Source organism: Amycolatopsis sp. NPDC059657, assembly GCF_042734395.1.
GTDB lineage: Bacteria > Actinomycetota > Actinomycetes > Mycobacteriales > Pseudonocardiaceae > Amycolatopsis.
This window is the reverse complement of the sequence record NZ_JBHWEB010000163.1, coordinates 1-17,604: the sequence shown is the minus strand read 5'-3', so window position 1 is coordinate 17,604 and position 17,604 is coordinate 1. Positions and strand designations below refer to the sequence as shown.

General features: G+C 68.2%; 15 protein-coding genes. 9 read left to right on the top strand and 6 right to left on the bottom strand.

Annotated features, from left to right (window positions below; genetic code table 11):
* The 3 genes from dnaE to ACFV15_RS44120 all read left to right on the top strand — a co-directional run.
* The coding region (dnaE, locus tag ACFV15_RS44130; RefSeq protein ID WP_378358939.1) for a DNA polymerase III subunit alpha at positions 1-2,797 on the top strand (2,797 nt) is incomplete at its 5' end.
* Positions 2,794-4,209 (top strand): MFS transporter, encoded by a 1,416-nt coding sequence (locus tag ACFV15_RS44125; protein WP_378358937.1) that lies wholly within the window; start codon positions 2,794-2,796, stop codon positions 4,207-4,209. The genes dnaE and ACFV15_RS44125, both read left to right, overlap by 4 nt.
* A 413-nt stretch (positions 4,210-4,622) precedes the next feature.
* Positions 4,623-5,756, top strand: coding sequence for a low temperature requirement protein A (locus tag ACFV15_RS44120; protein ID WP_378358942.1), 1,134 nt, complete (start codon positions 4,623-4,625; stop codon positions 5,754-5,756).
* Between the two features lie 32 nt (positions 5,757-5,788).
* Here the strand turns inward: ACFV15_RS44120 and ACFV15_RS44115 are convergent, their stop codons facing one another.
* The 3 genes from ACFV15_RS44115 to ACFV15_RS44105 all read right to left on the bottom strand — a co-directional run bounded on the left by ACFV15_RS44115 (position 5,789) and on the right by ACFV15_RS44105 (position 8,659).
* A complete protein-coding gene (locus ACFV15_RS44115; RefSeq protein WP_378358936.1) occupies positions 5,789-6,523 on the bottom strand; it encodes an NAD-dependent deacetylase in 735 nt (244 codons plus the stop codon).
* Positions 6,524-6,533: 10 nt separating this feature from the next.
* A complete protein-coding gene (locus ACFV15_RS44110; RefSeq protein ID WP_378358934.1) occupies positions 6,534-7,715 on the bottom strand; it encodes an Ig-like domain-containing protein in 1,182 nt (393 codons plus the stop codon).
* An 83-nt stretch (positions 7,716-7,798) separates the two neighbouring features.
* Positions 7,799-8,659: a patatin-like phospholipase family protein gene (locus ACFV15_RS44105; protein ID WP_378358933.1), complete on the bottom strand. Its 861-nt coding sequence runs from the start codon at positions 8,657-8,659 to the stop codon at positions 7,799-7,801.
* A 70-nt stretch (positions 8,660-8,729) separates the two neighbouring features.
* Here ACFV15_RS44105 and ACFV15_RS44100 point away from each other — a divergent pair, with 70 nt between their 5' ends.
* The 4 genes from ACFV15_RS44100 to ACFV15_RS44085 all read left to right on the top strand — a co-directional run bounded on the left by ACFV15_RS44100 (position 8,730) and on the right by ACFV15_RS44085 (position 13,213).
* Positions 8,730-9,698, top strand: coding sequence for a LysR substrate-binding domain-containing protein (locus ACFV15_RS44100; protein WP_378358931.1), 969 nt, complete (start codon positions 8,730-8,732; stop codon positions 9,696-9,698).
* Positions 9,699-9,799: 101 nt separating this feature from the next.
* Positions 9,800-10,375 (top strand): papain-like cysteine protease family protein, encoded by a 576-nt coding sequence (locus ACFV15_RS44095; RefSeq protein ID WP_378358929.1) that lies wholly within the window; start codon positions 9,800-9,802, stop codon positions 10,373-10,375.
* 1 nt (position 10,376) lies between these two features.
* Complete coding sequence (locus ACFV15_RS44090) at positions 10,377-11,138, top strand: hypothetical protein (protein ID WP_378358927.1); 762 nt, start codon at positions 10,377-10,379, stop codon at positions 11,136-11,138.
* A gap of 131 nt (positions 11,139-11,269) precedes the next feature.
* Entirely contained in the window at positions 11,270-13,213 is a 1,944-nt protein-coding gene (locus tag ACFV15_RS44085; RefSeq protein ID WP_378358925.1) for an acyl-CoA dehydrogenase family protein, read from the top strand.
* Between the two features lie 99 nt (positions 13,214-13,312).
* Here ACFV15_RS44085 and lipA read toward each other — a convergent pair whose 3' ends face one another.
* From lipA to ACFV15_RS44070, 3 genes are read right to left on the bottom strand one after another with little or no spacing between them, the layout of a single operon-like run.
* The gene (gene lipA, locus ACFV15_RS44080) at positions 13,313-14,314 is read right to left on the bottom strand and encodes a lipoyl synthase (protein WP_378358924.1); all 1,002 of its coding nucleotides are present in this window, start codon (positions 14,312-14,314) and stop codon (positions 13,313-13,315) included.
* Between the two features lie 38 nt (positions 14,315-14,352).
* Entirely contained in the window at positions 14,353-15,297 is a 945-nt protein-coding gene (locus ACFV15_RS44075) for an oxidoreductase (RefSeq protein WP_378358922.1), read from the bottom strand.
* 19 nt (positions 15,298-15,316) lie between these two features.
* Positions 15,317-15,826 carry a hypothetical protein gene (locus ACFV15_RS44070; protein ID WP_378358921.1) on the bottom strand — a complete coding sequence of 170 codons (510 nt, stop codon included), beginning with the start codon at positions 15,824-15,826 and terminating at the stop codon, positions 15,317-15,319.
* Between the two features lie 128 nt (positions 15,827-15,954).
* Between ACFV15_RS44070 and ACFV15_RS44065 the strand changes: the two genes are divergently transcribed.
* Both ACFV15_RS44065 and ACFV15_RS44060 read left to right on the top strand, forming a co-directional pair.
* Entirely contained in the window at positions 15,955-16,545 is a 591-nt protein-coding gene (locus tag ACFV15_RS44065) for a TetR/AcrR family transcriptional regulator (protein WP_378358940.1), read from the top strand.
* A 10-nt stretch (positions 16,546-16,555) separates the two neighbouring features.
* The gene (locus ACFV15_RS44060; RefSeq protein WP_378358919.1) at positions 16,556-17,491 is read left to right on the top strand and encodes an LLM class F420-dependent oxidoreductase; all 936 of its coding nucleotides are present in this window, start codon (positions 16,556-16,558) and stop codon (positions 17,489-17,491) included.
* Positions 17,492-17,604 lie beyond the last annotated feature (113 nt).

Sequence of the window (17,604 nt, the reverse complement as noted above, 5' to 3'; positions counted from 1 at the left end):
CTATTACCTCAAGTCCGCCGCCGAGATGCGCGAGTACTGGGACAGCGAGGTCGAGGGCGCCGCCGACAACACGCTGCTCATCGCCGAACGCATCGAGTCGTACGAGGACGTGTACTCGCACAAGGACCGGCTGCCGTTCTTCGCCGTCCCCGAGGGCTACGACCAGGGCACCTGGCTGCGCGCCGAGGTCGAAAAGGGCATGAAGTGGCGGTACCCGGACGGCGCGCCGGACCCGTACTACCACGAGCGCATCGAGACCGAGCTCGACGTCATCATCGGCAAGGGCTTCCCCGCCTACTTCCTGATCGTCGCCGACCTCATCAACTACGCGCGCAGCGTGGGCATCCGCGTCGGCCCCGGCCGTGGTTCGGCCGCAGGCTCGCTGGTCGCGTACGTGCTGGGCATCACCAACCTGGACCCGATCCCGCAGAAGCTGCTGTTCGAGCGGTTCCTGAACCCCGAGCGCGTCTCGATGCCCGATATCGACATCGACTTCGACGACCGCCGCCGCGGCGAGATGATCCGCTACGCCACCGAAAAGTACGGTGTGGACAAGGTCGCGCAGGTCATCACCTTCGGCACCATTAAGACCAAGGCGGCCATCAAGGACTCCGCCCGTGTCCACTTCGGCCAGCCGGGTTACGCGATCGCCGACCGGATCTCCAAGGCGCTGCCGCCGCCGATCATGGCGAAGGACATCCCGCTCTCGGGCATCGTCGACTCCAGCCACGAGCGCTACGCCGAGGCCGCCGAGGTACGCGCGCTCGTCGAGACCGACGAAGAGTGCAAGACGATCTTCGAGACCGCGCGCGGTCTCGAGGGCCTGATCCGCAACGCGGGCGTGCACGCCTGCGCGGTCATCATGTCGTGCGACCCGCTGACCGACGCCATCCCGCTCTGGCAGCGTGACGACGGCTCGATCATCACCGGCTGGGACTACCCGTCGTGCGAGGCCATCGGCCTGCTGAAGATGGACTTCCTCGGCCTGCGGAACCTGACGGTCATCGGCGACGCGATCGATAACATCAAGACCAACCGCGGGATCGACATCGACCTCGACCGGCTCGGCATGGACGACCCGGAGACGTACAAGCTGCTCGCCCGCGGCGACACGCTCGGCGTGTTCCAGCTGGACGGCGGGCCCATGCGTGACCTGCTGCGCCGCATGGAGCCGACGGTCTTCGACGACATCGTGGCGGTGGGCGCGCTGTACCGCCCCGGCCCGATGGGCATGAACGCGCACAACGACTACGCGGACCGCAAGAACCATCGGCAGAAGGTCAAGCCGATCCATCCGCAGCTCGAGGAGCCCCTGAAGGAGATCCTGGCCGACACGTACGGCCTGATCGTCTATCAGGAGCAGATCATGCACATCGGCCAGAAGGTGGCCGGGTACACCATGGGCCGCGCGGACGTGCTCCGCCGCGCCATGGGTAAGAAGAAGAAGGAAGTACTCGACAAGGAGTACGTCGGCTTCGAAGAAGGCATGAAGTCCAGCACCCTCGTCGAAGGCGGCTTCTCGCCCGAAGCGGTCAAGGCGCTGTGGGACACGATCCTCCCGTTCGCGGGTTACGCGTTCAACAAGAGCCACGCCGCCGCGTACGGCCTGATCTCGTACTGGACCGCGTACCTCAAGGCGAACTTCACGCCCGAGTACATGGCCGCGCTGCTCACCTCGGTCGGTGACAACAAGGACAAGTCGGCGATCTACCTGTCCGAGTGCCGCCGACTCGGCATCAAGGTGCTGCCGCCGGACGTCAACGAGTCGGCACTGCGGTTCGCGGCCGTCGGGGACGACATCCGCTTCGGCATGGGTGCCGTCCGCAACGTCGGCGCGAACGTCGTCGAGTCGATCATCAAGACCCGCGAGGAGAAGGGGAAGTACTCCTCCTTCACCGACTTCCTCGACAAGTCCGAGCTCGTGGCCTGCAACAAGCGGGTCATCGAATCGCTGATCAAGGCCGGTGGGTTCGACTCGCTCGGCGCCACCCGGCTTTCGATGATCCAGGTGCACGAAGACGCGGTCGAAGCCGTGGTGCCGCTCAAGCGCCAGGAGGCGATGGGCCAGTTCGACCTGTTCGGCTTCGGCGGGGACGATGACGAAGCCGCCGTCGCCTCGTCGCCGCTGGCGCACCTCAAGTTCGGCGAAGAGGAGTATCCGCGCAAGCAGATGCTCGGCTACGAGCGGGAAATGCTCGGCCTGTACGTCTCCGCGCACCCGCTCGACGGCGCCGAGTTCATCCTGCGCAAGCACGCGCCGCGCCCGATCGCGTCGATCCTCGCGGACCCGCCGAGGGAAGGTGAGCTCGTCATCTCCGGCTTGATCACTTCGCTCGAGCGGCGGGTCAACAAGAAGGGCGAGCCCTGGGCGATCTGCACGGTCGAGGACATGGACGCCGCGCTGGAGGTGCTGTTCTTCCCCAAGGCGTACGCGATGTTCGCCGGTGACCTCATCGAGGACAACGCGGTGCTGGTCAAGGGCAGGGTCAACTGGCGCGAGGACAAGATGTCCGTGTTCGGCGGCGGACTGGTGCCGCTGGACCTGTCCGATGCCGCCATCGGCGAGGAGGAGCCGCCGCTGGTGCTGCTCGCCGCCGCCGAGAAGATCGACCAGGCCGTGGTGAGCGAGCTGAAGTCGACACTGCTGGCGCACAAGGGCGACACCCCCGTGCACCTCAAGCTGGTCGGGCAGAAGAAGCAGACGGTGTTCGCGCTCTACGACTACCCGGTGAAGGTCACCTCGATGCTGATCGGGGAGCTGAAGGGGATCCGGGGAATCACCGCCAACTCGCGATGACCTCGGCCGAGCCGGACCCGCGGCGCTGGAAGGCGCTCGCGGTCACGCTGGCCGCCGGGTTCATGGGGCTGCTCGACGTCAGCATCGTCAACACGGCGCTGCCGTCGATCCAGCGGGAGCTGCCCGCGTCCAACGGCGGCATCCAGTGGGTGGTCTCCGGGTACGCGCTGACGTTCGGCCTGGTGCTGGTGACCGGCGGCAGGCTCGGCGACATCCTGGGCAGGCGCAAGATGTTCCTGCTCGCGCTCGCCGGTTTCGTGCTGGCGAGCGCGTTCTGCGGCGCGGCGCCGAACGAGTGGACGCTGGTGCTCGCGCGGCTGCTGCAGGGCGCGGTCGCGGGCATGCTGACCCCGCAGAACAGCGGGCTGATCCAGGACATGTTCCGCGGGCCGGAACGGGGCCGCGCGTTCGGCCTGTTCGGCGCGACCGTCGGGATCTCGACCGCGGTCGGGCCGGTGCTCGGCGGCGCGATCCTGTCCGTCGCGAGCTGGCGCTGGGTGTTCTTCGTCAACGTCCCGATCGGCCTGCTCGCGTTCGTGCTCGCGACGCGCTGGCTGCCGAAGGCGCCGCGACGGCACGGAAGACTGCGCGACGAGGTCGACTTCGCCGGGATCGTCCTGCTGGGCTTGGCGGTGCTGGGAGTGCTGCTGCCGCTCATCTCCGGCGGCATGTGGTGGCTGTTCGCGGTCGCGGCGGTGGCCGGGTTCGCGTTCGTCCGCTGGGAGCGGCGGACCGTCGAGAGGGGCCGCCCGCCACTGCTGGACATCCGCCTGTTCACCGGCACGCCCGGCTACGCGTCCGGGGCCGCGGTCGGCGCCATCTACTTCTGCGGGTTCGCCGGGATCTGGCTGGTGTTCGCGATCTTCTTCCAGCAGGGACTGGGATATTCGCCGCTGGAGTCCGGGCTCGCGGTCACGCCGTTCGCACTCGGCTCGGCCGTGTCCGCGGCGGTCGCCGGACGGCTGGTGTCGACCTGGGGCCGCAAGCTCACGGCCATCGGGCTGACCATGGTCGCGTCCGGGCTGGCGGTCGTCGCCGTCGTCGTGAACCTCGTTCCGCCGCAGTTCGCGGGACTCGCCGTCGCGCTGCCGCTGCTGGTGGCCGGGGTCGGCGGCGGGATGGTGATCTCGCCCAACGTCACGCTCACCCTGGAGTGCGTGCCCGCGCCCTTGTCCGGTGTCGCCGGTGGCGCGTTGCAGACGGGGCAGCGGATCGGCACCGCGATCGGGACGGCCGTGCTCGCCGCGGTGTTCCACGCGCTGCTGCCCGGTGACTATCCGCGTGCGCTTTCGGCCGCTCTGGGCTGTGCCATCGTGATCACGCTGATCGCGCTCGGACTCGCCTTGGCGGAGCTCCGTGTTCGCCGTGCGCGACGGCCGTTGCCCGAAGGGGCAGTGATTTCACAGGACTAGACCACCCAGATGGATCATCGCATCACGCGTGGTGATATATCATACTCCATCTGGGTGACGAGCGAACTTCGGCGCTAGCGCTACTCAGAGCAACCGGGTACATCTTATGGAGCCTTCGTCGAGTGCCACCACTACCCCAAGTGGCGTCCTGGCCGGGTGACCCGGGGATGGGGTCGCCCGCCGGATTCGGCGGCGTTGCCCGGTCGCGTTGGGCAGCGGCCGTCACCTCTCAACCGAAGCACGGTCGGCGTCCGCGGGGGACCGTTCGGCCGGCTTGGGAGTGCCACGGGTGATTCGGCGTGGGTGTGGGCCCGGGCGAGGGGGAACCGGGCCCACCTCGAGCATTTCCGGATCATTCGTGCTGGGATGTGCGGGTGACCGAGCACACCGCCGCGCGCGCCTGGTACCGGCCGATGATGTCCCGCTCCAGCGACGAGGGCCACCGCGCCTCGACCCCGCTCGAGCTGCTGTTCGACCTGTGTTTCGTCGTCGCGGTCGCGCAGGCGGCCGCGTCGCTGCACCACGCGCTCACCGAGAACCATTTCGGCACCGGCGTACTCAACTTCCTCATGGTGTTCTTCGCGATCTGGTGGGGCTGGCTGAACTTCAGCTGGTTCGCCTCGGCGTTCGACACCGACGACGTCGCCTACCGGCTCGCGACCATGGTCCAGATCGCGGGCGGACTGACGGTCGCGGCCGGTGTGACCCCCGCGTCCGAAACCGGCGACTACACGGTGATCGTCATCGGCTATGCCCTGATGCGGCTCGCGATGGTCAGCCAATGGCTGCGCGCGGCCGTCACCGACCGGTCGTGCCGCGCGACCGCGCTGCGCTACGCGGCCGGCATCACGATCGTCCAGATACTGTGGATCGTGCGGCTCGCGCTGCCGGAATCCTTGCTGGTGCCCAGTTTCTTCCTGCTGGTGCTGCTGGAGTTCGCGGTACCGGTGGTCGCTGAGCGCGCGGGTCACACGAGCTGGCACCCCGAGCACATCGCCGAGCGGTACGGCCTGTTCACGATCATCGTCCTCGGCGAGACGATCCTGGCCGCCACGACGGCGATCAAGGAGGGCATCGCCGCGGGCGAGCACACCGCGGCGCTGGCGATACTGTCCGCGGCGGGCCTCGTGCTGGTCTTTTCGTTGTGGTGGCTGTATTTCGACCAGCCCGGCCATCTGCGGCTGGTGCGCAACTCCACCATGCGCACGTCGACCAGCTGGGGCTACGGCCACTACCTGATCTTCGCCTCGGCGGCGGCGGTCGGCGCGGGCCTGGAGGTCGCTGTCGACTACGACACCCACGCGACCCATCTCGGCCCGGTCATGGCCGCGTTGCCGACCACGGTCCCGGTGGCGATCTACCTGCTCAGCGTCTGGCTGCTGCACATCGGCCCCGCCAACGAGTGCCGCCCGATCGCGATCGGCTACCCGGTGACGGCGGCCTTGGTGCTCGCGGCCTCGTTCAGCCCGGCGCCGATCCACCTCACGGCGCTGCTGGCGGCTGCCATGGTCGCGGTGACCGTGATCGCCAGGCATAAGGACTCGTGAGTGGTATGGCCGGTTCTAACCGGCCATACCACTCACGAGTCCTTGACCAGCTCAGGCAGGATCTCGCCCAATGGGTCGCGGAGGATCGCCGCCGCGAAGCCGTCGTAGGGCGTCTCCGAGGCGTTGCAGATGATGATCTTGGCGCCGTGTGACGAGGCGAGGCCGACCAGGCCAGCCGCGGGCTGCACGGCCAGTGAGGTCCCGGCGGCGATGAGGAGATCGCAGGTCCGGGCCTCGTACTTGGCCGTGTCGAAGATCTTCCGGTCCAGCGACTGGCCGAACGAGATCGTCGCCGACTTCAGGATCCCGCCGCAGGCCAGGCACGGCGGGTCCGTCTCGCCCGCGCGGACGCGGTCGAGCGACTCGCGCATGTCGCGGTGGTCGGCGCACGACAGGCAGACCGACTCGAACATCGTCCCGTGCAGCTCGATGACGACCGTCGAGCCCGCCTTCTGGTGCAGGCGGTCGATGTTCTGCGTGATGATCGCGCGCAGCCGCCCTGTCAGTTCCAGGTCGGCGAGCGCGTGATGTGCGGCGTTCGGCTCGGCCGACCAGCCGGGGTGGACGAGCCGCGCCTGCCATGTCTGTTCGCGGACCTCGCGGCTGGTGCTGTAGGCCCGCAGGTCGGACATCTTCTCGGCGCCGGGGTTCTTGGTCCAGAGACCGTTGGGGCCGCGGAAGTCGGGGATGCCCGAGTCCGTCGAGATCCCGGCGCCGGTCAGCACCACGATCCGGCCGGCGCCTGCGACGAGCTCTCGGGCATCCACCCGTCCAGTATTACTTGATGGCGCTACCGGCCTTCCACTGCTCCCAGGTCGGCGACCAGTCGCCGTAGAGGTCCCAGACCGGCAGCGGCTTGCCGCCGGAGTTGGTCACCTCGACGACGTCGCCGAGGCCGAGGTTCTGGTAGAACCACTGCGCGTTGGCGCCGTTGAGGTTGATGCAGCCGTGCGAGACGTTCGAGCTGCCCTGCGCGCCGACGCTGTTCGGGTTCTCGTGGACGAACTCGCCGTCGTTCGAGATGCGCAGTGACCAGTTCTCGTTCGACTTGTAGTACCCCGGCTGGCCCTGGCAGACGCCGTAGGTGCACGAGTCCATCGTGTAGTGCTCGTGCTTGTCGGAGATGACATGCGCGCCGAGGTGTGTCGGCGTGGAGTCCTTGCCGAGCGAGATCGGCATCGACTTGACCATCTCGCCGTTGTGGAAGATCTGCATCTGCTCGGTGTTGCCGTCGGCCTTGGCGATCCAGGAATCGTGCACCTTGTACGTTTCGACGCGATCCTCCGCGCCGAAGACGCCGTTGCCGAAATCGACGCCGTAAATCTTCGCGGTCACCTTCAGCGTGGTGCCCGCCTGCCAGTATTCCTTCGGGCGGTAATGGGCGCTGTTGTCGATCCAATACCAGCCGCCTTCTTGCTTCGGCGTGGATTCGACCGAGAGCTGCTTTTCGACCTCCGCCTTGTTCTTGACCGGCACCTTGAAATCGAACACGATCGGCTGGCCGACGCCGACGCCGCTGTCCTTCACCGACGCGGGCGCCGGGATGAGGTTCGCGTTCGCCTGCGACTTGGGCGAGATGGTGGTCAGCTGGCTCTGCTGCTCGACCGGCTTGCCGTCGGTGCCGGTCGCGTGCGCGAGCACCTTGTACGTGCTGGCGTACCCGAGCGGTTCGGTGGTGGCCCAGGAAAGCCCGTCGGCGGCGAGCTCACCCTTGACGGCCTTTCCCTTGGCGGTGTTGGTGACCGTGACGTCGCTCAGCTTGCCGTTGGTCACCTTGACGGTGACCGGTATCGCCGGGTTGACGTTCTGGCCCGCGGCGGGCTCGATGCTCACCGAGACGCCGGACGCCGCCTGCTTGCCGCCTTCGGACGGCGCGGCGGCGTTGTCGCCGGAACTGCACGCGGACAGCGCCAGCCCCGCGATCAGCAAAGCGGAAAGTAAAGTCTTCTTGGGAAACATGTGGTCTCTTCTTGTGAGATACCTGGACGTCTGTGCCTTCAAAACTACGCGATAGCCAAGACGTCCATTCTCCCGGAAGGTTGCTAGGTCAGCAGGCCCGGCGCTCCGTATAGGCCTGGGCCATTCACGGCGATCTGCTCCAGAAATGTCCGGGCTGACTGATATGCCTGCTCGGACAATTCCTCCGTGTGGCTGAAATCGAGCGGGCTGAGGCGCATCGGGGCCGGTCCTGGGAGATACACCACAGGAACCGAGGCCGCCGCGACCGGTGCTTCGAGCACCGCCTGATTCCGCATGCTGATCATCGCGGTGAACATCATCACCTCGGCGAACGTCTGCGGCCGGTCCGGCAGCTGCCCCGGGAACGCGCAGTCGAGCACGACCAGTGACTTCGCGCCCATGGCCAGCGCTTGGCGCATCGGCACGTTCGCGACCAGCCCGCCGTCGTAGCGCAGCTTTCCGTCGTGCTCGACCGGCGGGTAGATGCCGGGGATGGCCGCGCTCGCCAGCAGTGCGGGCTTGAGCGGGCCGGACCGGATGAGCACGGGCTCGGCGGTCTCGACGTCGGTCACCACCACACCGAGCGGCATCGTGGCGTCTTCGAAACTGCTGCCTTCGCCGAGATGCTCGTCGATGATCGCGGCGAGGCCGGTGTTGGGGAACAGGTGCGTCTTGGTGTGCCGCAGCGTCCTGACCTGGCTCAGCACGCCGCCGGGGAACGCCTCGTGCCTGGTCATCTGCGACCAGATCTTGCGCAGCCGTTCGGCGGAGTCGCCGGTGGCCAGCACGGCGGCGTTGAGCGAGCCGACGGAGGTGCCGACGGCCAGGTCCGGCTTGATCCCGGCCTCGTCGAGCGCGCGCAGCATCCCGACCTGCATGGAGCCGAGGCTGCCGCCCCCGCCGAGCACGAAACCGACCGGACCGGGTAGGTGGGGCGCTGCCATGCGGCCGAATGTAGCCGCCCCCGACTTTCGCAGGTCGTTTTGCCCCCGAAACGGGGGATAACCTCACTGGATGGCTGAGCTGGAGCTGCGCCATCTGCGCGCCGTCCGCGCCGTGGCGGAAACCGGCAGCGTGAGCAAGGCGTCCACGGTGCTGGGCATCAGTCAGCCCGCGCTGACCGCTCAGCTCAAGCGGATCGAGCGGATACTCGGCGGCGAGCTGTTCGAGCGCAGCGCGCAGGGCTCGCGCCCGACCGCGCTCGGCGGGTTCGTGCTGAACAGGGCCGACGCGTTGCTCGCCGACATGCGCTCGCTGGTCGTCTCCGCGCGCAAGCACGGCGAGGGCGGGACGCCGACCACGCTCCGTGTCGGCTATGTCCCGCTGCTGATCATCGGCAGCCTCATCGAGCAGCTGCGCACGCGGCTGGTCGAGGTCGACGTCCAGACCTGGGCGGAGCCGGCCGCCTTGATGCTGCTCAAGCTGCTTTCGACGGGGCGCGTCGACTGCGCGCTGGTCGAGCGGTTCGACGGCACCGAGGCCCATCATTACGACGGGCTCGTGGTGCGCCCGCTGGCCACCGAGCCCATTTTCGCCGGGATCGCCGAGGGGCATCCGGCCATCAAGGACGGTCAGGTCGAATTGGCCGATCTCGCCGACGCCGACTGGATTTTGCCACCACCACACGAAAACGCCGTGCGTGTGCGATTCCAGGCGGCGTGCGCCGCCGCCGGTTTCGTGCCGAGGATCCGGCACTACACCTCGGAGGCCGGTACCGCGGGGACGCTGATCGCGCAGGGCGCGGTGTGCTTGGCGCAGGCGGCCTCCGCGCCGCCGCCGGGGCTGCTCGCGTTGCCGTTCAAGGGAGATCCGCTCTGGACGACGCTGCTGTTCGCGATGCGCGAGGACAAGACCGTGCTGCCGATGCTGGACGAGGTGTTCCAGTGCGCCGTCACGGCCTATCGGGCGTCCATCGACCGGAATCCGCACTTCGCCCAGTGGTGCAAGGATCACCCGGAAGCCTTGGCGGAAGCGTCACGTTAAGTCAGATAACCCGCCCATAAGGTGGGTGTTATCCCCAATGGGATTACTGCTCCGTTCGTTTGCAGGCGAGTCTCGACATGACCGACTGCAAAGGAGCAGAAATGCGGTTCAGACACTCCAGGATGGCGGGCGCGGTCATCGCGGGCCTGCTGTCACTAGGGCTCTTCGCGCCACCGGCCAACGCCGGGGTCGAAGCAGCCGTCACGGTGCCGATCTCCCAGCTCGTCCAGGAGCAGAACCAGTGGTGCTGGGCGGCCAGCGGGCTCACCATCGCCCGCTCGCTCGGCTACGGCGCGAGCACCAGCCAGAACACCTTCTGCGCTTACTCGCGCGGCTACCAGCCAGGCACCCCGTGTCCGAACCAGGCGGGCCAGCTCAGCTGGGTCCAGCGCGGCTACCAGGCACTCGGCCTGCGGCCGGGCACCGTCACGCAGGCGCTGAGCTTCACCTCGGTCCGCACCGAGATCGACGCCAAGCGCCCGATCGAGACCGGCATCTACTGGACGGCCGGTGGCGGTCACGCGCAGGTCATCTACGGCTACGACTCGACCACCCAGCAGCTCTACTACGGCGACCCGTGGCCTTCGAGCCAGCGCTACAGCGCGATGTCCTACAACTCGTATGTCCGCAATGGACAGTTCCAGTGGGCACAGTCGCTCTACCGGATCGGGGCGTGACATGAGGAAGATCGCATTCTTTGGCGCGCTCGCCGCGCTGTTCGCGCTCGGCGCCGGTACCGCTTCGGCCGACGGCTACGGCGTCGGCGGGGTGTCCGACGCGGATATCGCCGCCGCCCGTCAGGTCGCCGCTTCGCCTGACACACAAGCGAAACTGTCGAAGTTCTTCGTGCAGCTCGACCGCAGGTCCGGCTTCGCGGTGCAGGCCGAGTCGGCCAAGGCGCCCCAGGTGACCGGCCAGCCGTTGCGGGTGTTCTCGCTGACGCCGGAGTTCGTCACCGGCCAGAGTCAGGAGCCTGGCGGGTTCGCCTATCTCGCGGTGAAGACCCGCGCGGCGAGCGGCCAGGAGGCCACCGTGTGGCTGACCCGTGACGGCCGTCAGGGCTGGGAAGCCTCCAACCTGACCACCGGCACCGAAGAGGTCACCTACCCGGCGCAGGGCGCCGCGGTGTTCACCGAACCGCAGATCAACGCCTGGTACCGCGTGGAGAACGGGCAGGTCGTGCCGTTGAACGACCCCGCTCGCGCCCAGGTGGGCAAGGGCATGACCGTGGCCGCGTACCAGCGGCTCGTGCACCAGCAGTACGCCGACAAGCTGCCCGGGTCCGCCTATGCCCAGCAAGGCAAGCTGGGCGGTTTCACGCCGGGCGTGTCCCCGGCCGGTGACGGCTCCAGCGCGCCGGTCTGGCCGTTCGCGCTGATGGGCGCCGGTGTCGCACTGGTGGTGATCGGCTGGTCGGTGCGGCGGGTTTCACACCGCTGACCGGACCCGACCGGCCGAGGAGCGGTGACCGGGCGAGCGCGGATTTCGCCCGGTCACCGCTTTTCATTTGCACTACCGAGGGGTAACACTGGTGAGTAACGCTCGTCACACCCTTCGGCAAGGAGGCCGCCGTGGTCGACCAGGTGAAAGTGACCGAGAAGGAAGCCAGGGCATTCGCCGAAGAGGCGAGGGAGACCGGCTGGTCCAAGCCCTCCTTCGCCAAGGAGTTGTATCTCGGCCGCTTCCGGCTCGACCTGGTCCACCCGCACCCCCGGCCGACCGCCGAGGCCGATGCGAAGGCCGCCAAGTTCCTCGAAGCACTACGCGCGTACTGCTCGACTATCGACGGCAGGGTCATCGAACGCGAGTCGAAGATCCCCGACGAGTACGTCAAAGGCCTGGCCGAGCTGGGCTGTTTCGGGATCAAGATCCCCGAGGAGTACGGCGGGCTCGGGCTCACGCAGGTCGCGTACAACCAGGCGCTGATGCTGGTCGGCTCGGTGCATTCGACGCTCGGCGTGCTGCTGTCCGCGCATCAGTCGATCGGCGTGCCCGAGCCGTTGAAGCTCGCCGGGACGCCTGAGCAGAAGGCGGAGTTCCTGCCACGGTGCGCGGCGGGCGCGGTCAGCTCGTTCCTGCTCACCGAGCCCGATGTCGGCTCCGACCCGGCGCGGCTCGCGTCGACCGCGACGCCGACCGAGGACGGCGAGGCCTACCTGCTCAACGGCGTGAAGCTGTGGACGACCAACGGCGTGGTGTCCGAACTGCTGGTCGTGATGGCGCGGGTGCCCAAGTCCGAGGGCCGCAAGGGCGGCGTGACGGCGTTCATCGTCGAAGCGGATTCGCCGGGCATCACGGTGGAGAAACGCAACGCGTTCATGGGCCTGCGCGGCATCGAGAACGGCGTCACCCGGCTGCACAACGTCCGGGTGCCGAAGGCGAACGTGGTCGGCGGCGAGGGCAAGGGCCTGAAGATCGCTTTGGCGACATTGAACACCGGGCGCCTGTCGATCCCGGCGATGTGTGCCGGCGCGGGCAAGTGGGCGATGAAGATCGCGCGCGAGTGGTCGTCCGAGCGCGTGCAATGGGGCCTTCCGGTCGGCAAGCACGGCGCGGTGGCCGAAAAGCTCTCGTTCATCACCGCCACGACGTTCGCCTTGGAAGCGGTGCTGGACCTGTCGGCGCACATGAGCGACGAGGGCCGCAACGACATCCGCATCGAAGCCGCGCTGGCGAAGCTCTGGGCGAGTGAGATGGCCTGCCAGATCGCGGACGAGCTGATGCAGATCCGCGGCGGCCGCGGCTACGAGACCGCGGAATCCCTTGCCGCGCGCGGAGAACGCGCGGTGCCGGTCGAGCAGCTCGTGCGTGACCTGCGCATCAACCGCATCTTCGAGGGCTCGTCGGAAATCATGCGGCTGCTCATCGCGCGCGAGGCCGTCGACGCGCACCTGTCGGCGGCCGGCGCACTGGCCGACCCGGATTCCGACACCAAGGCCAAGGCGAAGGCCGCGGCCAAGGCGAGCGGTTTCTACGCGAAGTGGTTGCCCCAGCTGGTGACCGGCAAGGGCCAGGTGCCGACGGCGTTCAGCGAATTCGGCCCGCTGGCCTCGGAGCTGCGTTACGTGGAACGGTCCGCGCGCAAGCTGGCGCGCTCGACGTTCTACGGCATGGCGCGCTGGCAGGCCGGTCTCGAGAAGCACCAAGGCTTCCTGGGCCGCGTCGTCGACATCGGCGCCGAGCTGTTCGCGATCTCGGCGGCCTGCGTGCGCGCGGAGATGCTGCGTTCCGACGACGAAGCCCAGGGCAAGGCGGCGTACGAACTCGCGTCGGTCTTCTGCGCCCAGGCCCGCTTGCGCATCGAGAAGCTGTTCGATGCCTTGTGGGACAACACGGACGCCCTGGACACCAAGCTGGCGGCGGACGTGCTGAGCGGCCGTCACGTCTGGCTCGAAGAAGGCGTACTGGACCCGAGCGAAGGCACGGGCCCGTGGATCTCCCACTGGGAACCCGGCGCCTCGACGGAGGAAAACGTCGCCCGCCGCTACGTCCCGTCCACCCGCAAGGACACCTGACCCTGGGAAAAAAATCCCAATGCGGCATTGGTCAGGTTTCAGCCCGCCAATGTGGCTTTCGTCAGCTCAAAGCTGACGAAAGCCACATTGGGATTTTTTTCAGCGGGCGAGGAGGGAGCTGGCCTCTTGGGCGGCCGGGCCCTGGGCTGCCAGGTGGGCGAGGTTCTCGGGGAGGTCTTCGCCGCGGTGCTGCTTGGTCTGGGCGTAGAGGCGGCCCGCGCGGTAGGAGGAGCGGACCAGCGGGCCCGCCATGACGCCCGCGAAGCCCATGGCCTCGGCGGCCTTGGAGTGCTCGACGAACTCCTCCGGCTTGACCCAGCGGTCGACCGGGTGGTGGCGGGGTGACGGCCGCAGGTACTGGGTGATCGTGAGGATCTCGCAGCCCGCGTCGACCAGGTCCTGCATGGCCGGGGCGACCTCGTCGGGGGTCTCGCCCATGCCCAGGATGAGGTTGGACTTGGTCACCAGGCCGGCCTCACGGGCGGCCGTGATCACCGACAACGACCGGGCGTACCGGAAGCCGGGACGGATGCGCTTGAAGATCCGCGGCACCGTCTCCACGTTGTGCGCCAGCACCTCGGGACGTGACGAGAACACCTCAGCCAGCTGGTCAGGCTCGGCGTTGAAGTCCGGGATCAGCAGCTCGACACCGGTACCCGGGTTCAGCTCGTGAATCTGCCGGACGGTCTCCGCGTACAGCCACGCACCGCCATCGGAAAGGTCATCACGCGCGACGCCGGTGACCGTCGAGTAGCGCAGCCCCATCGCCTGGACCGACTCCGCCACCTTGCGCGGCTCGGTCCGATCCAGCTCAGCGGGCTTACCGGTGTCGATCTGGCAGAAATCGCAGCGGCGGGTGCATTGGCTGCCACCGATCAGGAAGGTGGCTTCGCGGTCTTCCCAGCATTCGTAGATGTTGGGGCAGCCGGCCTCTTCACAGACGGTGTGGAGGCCTTCGCGGCGCACCAGGCCTTTGAGTTCGGTGAACTCGGGGCCCATGCGTGCCTTGGTCTTGATCCACGGCGGCTTCTTCTCGATCGGCGTCTCACTGTTGCGGACTTCGAGACGCAGCAGCTTCCGGCCTTCAGGTACGGCACTCACAAGCTAGACAGTACGCCCGTGAGCCGCCGCACCCTTGATCACGCGGGGTCGGGAGTGATGCCCGTCAACTTCGCGGTCACGTCCCACAGCGCGGTGCCGGTCGACTCGCCGCGGGCGTGCCCGAGCGTGGGCACCTTGACCGGGTTTCCGCGCATGCCGCCGACGCCCGACGGGCCGTAGTAGTCGCCGCCTTGGACGTCAGGGTCGGTCGCCGCGCGGAGCTGGGGGAGCGTGCCCGCCTGGGTGCCCTGTGCGATCAGCAGCTCGCCGAGCTTGTTGCCGAAGCCGATGACCGTGCGCAGCACCGGGTTCGAGTACGAGTTGGCCATGCCGGAGCCCAGTCCGGTCGACGTGTAGCCGGGGTGGGCGGCGACGCTGATCACGTCCTCGCCCGCCGCGCGCAGGCGGCGGTCCAGCTCGATCGCGAAGATCTGGTTCGCCAGCTTGGACTGGCCGTACGCCGACGCCGGGTTGTAGCGGCGGTGCTCGAAGTTCGGGTCCTCGGCGTCGAAGCGGCCACCGTTCGCGGCGATGCTCGACAGCGTCACGACGCGGGACTCGCCGGCGCCGCGCAGCGCGGGCATGAGCAGCCAGGTCAGCGCGGCGTGACCGAGGTGGTTGATGCCGAACTGGGTTTCGAAGCCGTCCTTGGTGTGCCCCTTGGGCGTCGCCATCATGCCGGCGTTGTTGATCAGCACGTCGAGCTTGTCGCCGGTGTGCTCGCGGACGATGGTCGCCGCGTCGCGCACGGACGACAGGTCGGCCAGGTCGAGCCGGACCAGCTCGGGCTTGGCTCCGGTCGAGGCCGCCTCGACCTTCGCGAGTGCCTGCTCGCCGCGCTGCGGGGAACGGCAGGCCAGCAGCACGTGCGCGCCCTTGCCGGCGAGCACCTGCGCGCTGCGCAGGCCGAGGCCCGAGTTCGCGCCGGTGATCAGCACGGTCCGCCCGGTCTGGTCGGGGATGTTCTGCTCGGTCCACGTCATACGGAGTACCTAACCGTCCTCACGCGCTGGGCGCCAGCATGCGCAGTAGGTGACTGACAGGTCCGCGGCGTTCCCGCCGGACGGGACCGCTGCGCAGCAGCGCGCCGAACGCGGAGCCGACCCGGTGGATCTCGGCAGGCGGCTCGCCGGGGTCGGCCAGACCGGCCGTGACCACCAGCATCTTCCGCTCGGCGTCGTGCGCGGCCTGGAGCATCGGGTGCGCGTCGAGGTTCGCCTCGAGCACCGCGTGCAGCGTCGCGTGCTCGGCGACGGTCCTGCGCCACGCGCGGGCGACCGCGTCGACCTGGTCGTTGTCCGGCGCCTCGTCGGGGTCGGCCAGCTCGGCGCGGAGGTGGCCGCTCAGCAGCTGGTTCCAGCGGTACTGGAGTGCGAGCAGCAGGTTCTGGCGGGTGCCGAACAGCTCGGCGGCACCCGGGATCTCGTCGAACGGCAGTGCGGGGCTCCTCCGCGCCTGCCGGATCACGGCGTCCATCACGTCACGCCGCCGGTAGAAGTCGTTCCAGCTCATGGTGGTCCCCTTCCGTGTCCCGTCGGCATACCGCGGGTGTGCGGCATACTCTCGGTACGGACCTGACACGCCCAACATACCATGAGTATGGTCGGCGAATAGGGCGTAAGCTCGTGACCGTGGCGACAATGCGGTCCAGGCGGCTCGACTATTCCGAGTCCACTCGTTCGGCGCTGGTGAACAGTGCGGTCGAACTGTTCACCAAGCGTGGTTATGCCGGCACTTCGCTCGATGAGATCGCCAAGCGCGCACGGGTCACCAAAGGGGCGCTGTATCACCATTTCAGTGGTAAGCAGGCGCTTTTCGAGGCGGCGTTCGATTCCGTGGAGAGCGCGGTTTACGGCCGCCTGGAAAAGATAATCAACGGGACGGACGCGCCGTGGGAGCGCGCGCTGAAGGCGTTGAGCGGATTCATCAAAAGCTGCCTCGATCCCGAATATCAGCGCATCGCCATTCACGAGGCCCCGGTGGTGATGGGCTGGGAACGCTGGCGCGAGGCCGAGGACAGATGCAGTTTCGGCCTGGTCCGCGACACCCTGAAGGCGCTGATCGAAGCCGGTGAGGTCGACGACGTGCCGGTCGAGATCACCGCGCGCCTGCTGTTCGGCGCGCTGTCGAGTGCCGCGATCGAGATCGCCAGCTCCGCCGACCCGAAGAAGGTCGGCGCCGAGATCGAGGCCTTGATCGTTCAGCTGCTGGGGCGGCTGCGCCGCCAGTAGTGTGGGCTCCGTGGACTTGCGAATCTTCACCGAACCCCAGCAAGGGGCCAGCTACGACGACCAGGTACGCCTGGCGAAGGCGGCCGAGGCCGCCGGGTACAGCGCCTACTTCCGAAGCGATCACATCATGCGGATGGGTGACTCCAGCGGGCTGCCAGGTCCGACCGACGCGTGGATCACGCTCGCCGGGATCGCCCGAGAGACCAGCACCATCCGGCTCGGCACCCTGGTCACCGCCGCGACGTTCCGGCACCCGTCGATGCTCGCGATCTCCGTCGCGCAGGTCGACCGGATGTCCGGCGGCCGCGTCGACTTCGGCATCGGCTCCGGCTGGTACGCCGACGAGCACACGGCGTACGGGATCGACCTGCCGCCGCTGAAGGAGCGGTTCGACCGCTACACCGAGCAGCTCGCGATCCTCACCGGCCTGTGGGAGACCCCCGAGGGTGAGACGTTCTCGTTCGACGGCGAGCACTACAAGCTCGTCGACGCGCCCGCGCTGCCGAAGCCCGCGCAGAGCCCGCGCCCGCCGATCGTGCTCGGCGGCGGTGGCAAGAAGCGCACCCCGGAGCTGGCCGCGCGCTACGCGGACGAGTTCAACATCCCGTTCTCGCCGCGCTCGTTCGCGGTCGAGCAGTTCGCCCGCGTGGACGCGGCCGCCACGGCCGCAGGCCGCGATCCCCAGTCGATCATCCACTCGGCCGCGCTGGTGCTGGCCGTCGGCCGCGACGAGGCCGAGCTGGAGCGCCGCGCCAAGGCCATCGGCCGCGAGGTCTCGGAGCTCCGTCAGAACGGGCTCGCCGGCACGGTCGCCGAGGCCGTCGACACCATCGGCAAGTGGCGCGAGGAAACCGGCGTCACCCGCCTGTACCTGCAGGTCCTGGACATGACCGACCTGGACCACATCGAGCTGGTGGCTTCCGAGGTCGCGCCGCAGCTCAGCTGAGGTCGTGCGCGTCGCGGGCGGTTAGAACCCAATGCCGGGTAGTTAAGGGGCGGGCAGGTTGGTCAAGCCCCGCCGCTCGGTGGGTGCCGCAGGGGTGGTTGAACGTTGCGAAC

Bases quoted from the DNA above. Each gene is read 5' to 3' on its own strand.
- ACFV15_RS44100 (WP_378358931.1), top strand. From the start codon at position 8,730: ATGGCTGAGCTGGAGCTGCGCCATCTGCGCGCCGTCCGCGCCGTGGCG.
- ACFV15_RS44065 (WP_378358940.1), top strand. From the start codon at position 15,955: ATGCGGTCCAGGCGGCTCGACTATTCCGAGTCCACTCGTTCGGCGCTG.
- ACFV15_RS44125 (WP_378358937.1), top strand. From the start codon at position 2,794: ATGACCTCGGCCGAGCCGGACCCGCGGCGCTGGAAGGCGCTCGCGGTC.
- ACFV15_RS44110 (WP_378358934.1), bottom strand. From the start codon at position 7,715: ATGTTTCCCAAGAAGACTTTACTTTCCGCTTTGCTGATCGCGGGGCTG.
- ACFV15_RS44120 (WP_378358942.1), top strand. From the start codon at position 4,623: ATGATGTCCCGCTCCAGCGACGAGGGCCACCGCGCCTCGACCCCGCTC.
- ACFV15_RS44075 (WP_378358922.1), bottom strand. From the start codon at position 15,297: ATGACGTGGACCGAGCAGAACATCCCCGACCAGACCGGGCGGACCGTG.
- ACFV15_RS44095 (WP_378358929.1), top strand. From the start codon at position 9,800: ATGCGGTTCAGACACTCCAGGATGGCGGGCGCGGTCATCGCGGGCCTG.
- ACFV15_RS44070 (WP_378358921.1), bottom strand. From the start codon at position 15,826: ATGAGCTGGAACGACTTCTACCGGCGGCGTGACGTGATGGACGCCGTG.
- ACFV15_RS44105 (WP_378358933.1), bottom strand. From the start codon at position 8,659: ATGGCAGCGCCCCACCTACCCGGTCCGGTCGGTTTCGTGCTCGGCGGG.
- ACFV15_RS44090 (WP_378358927.1), top strand. From the start codon at position 10,377: ATGAGGAAGATCGCATTCTTTGGCGCGCTCGCCGCGCTGTTCGCGCTC.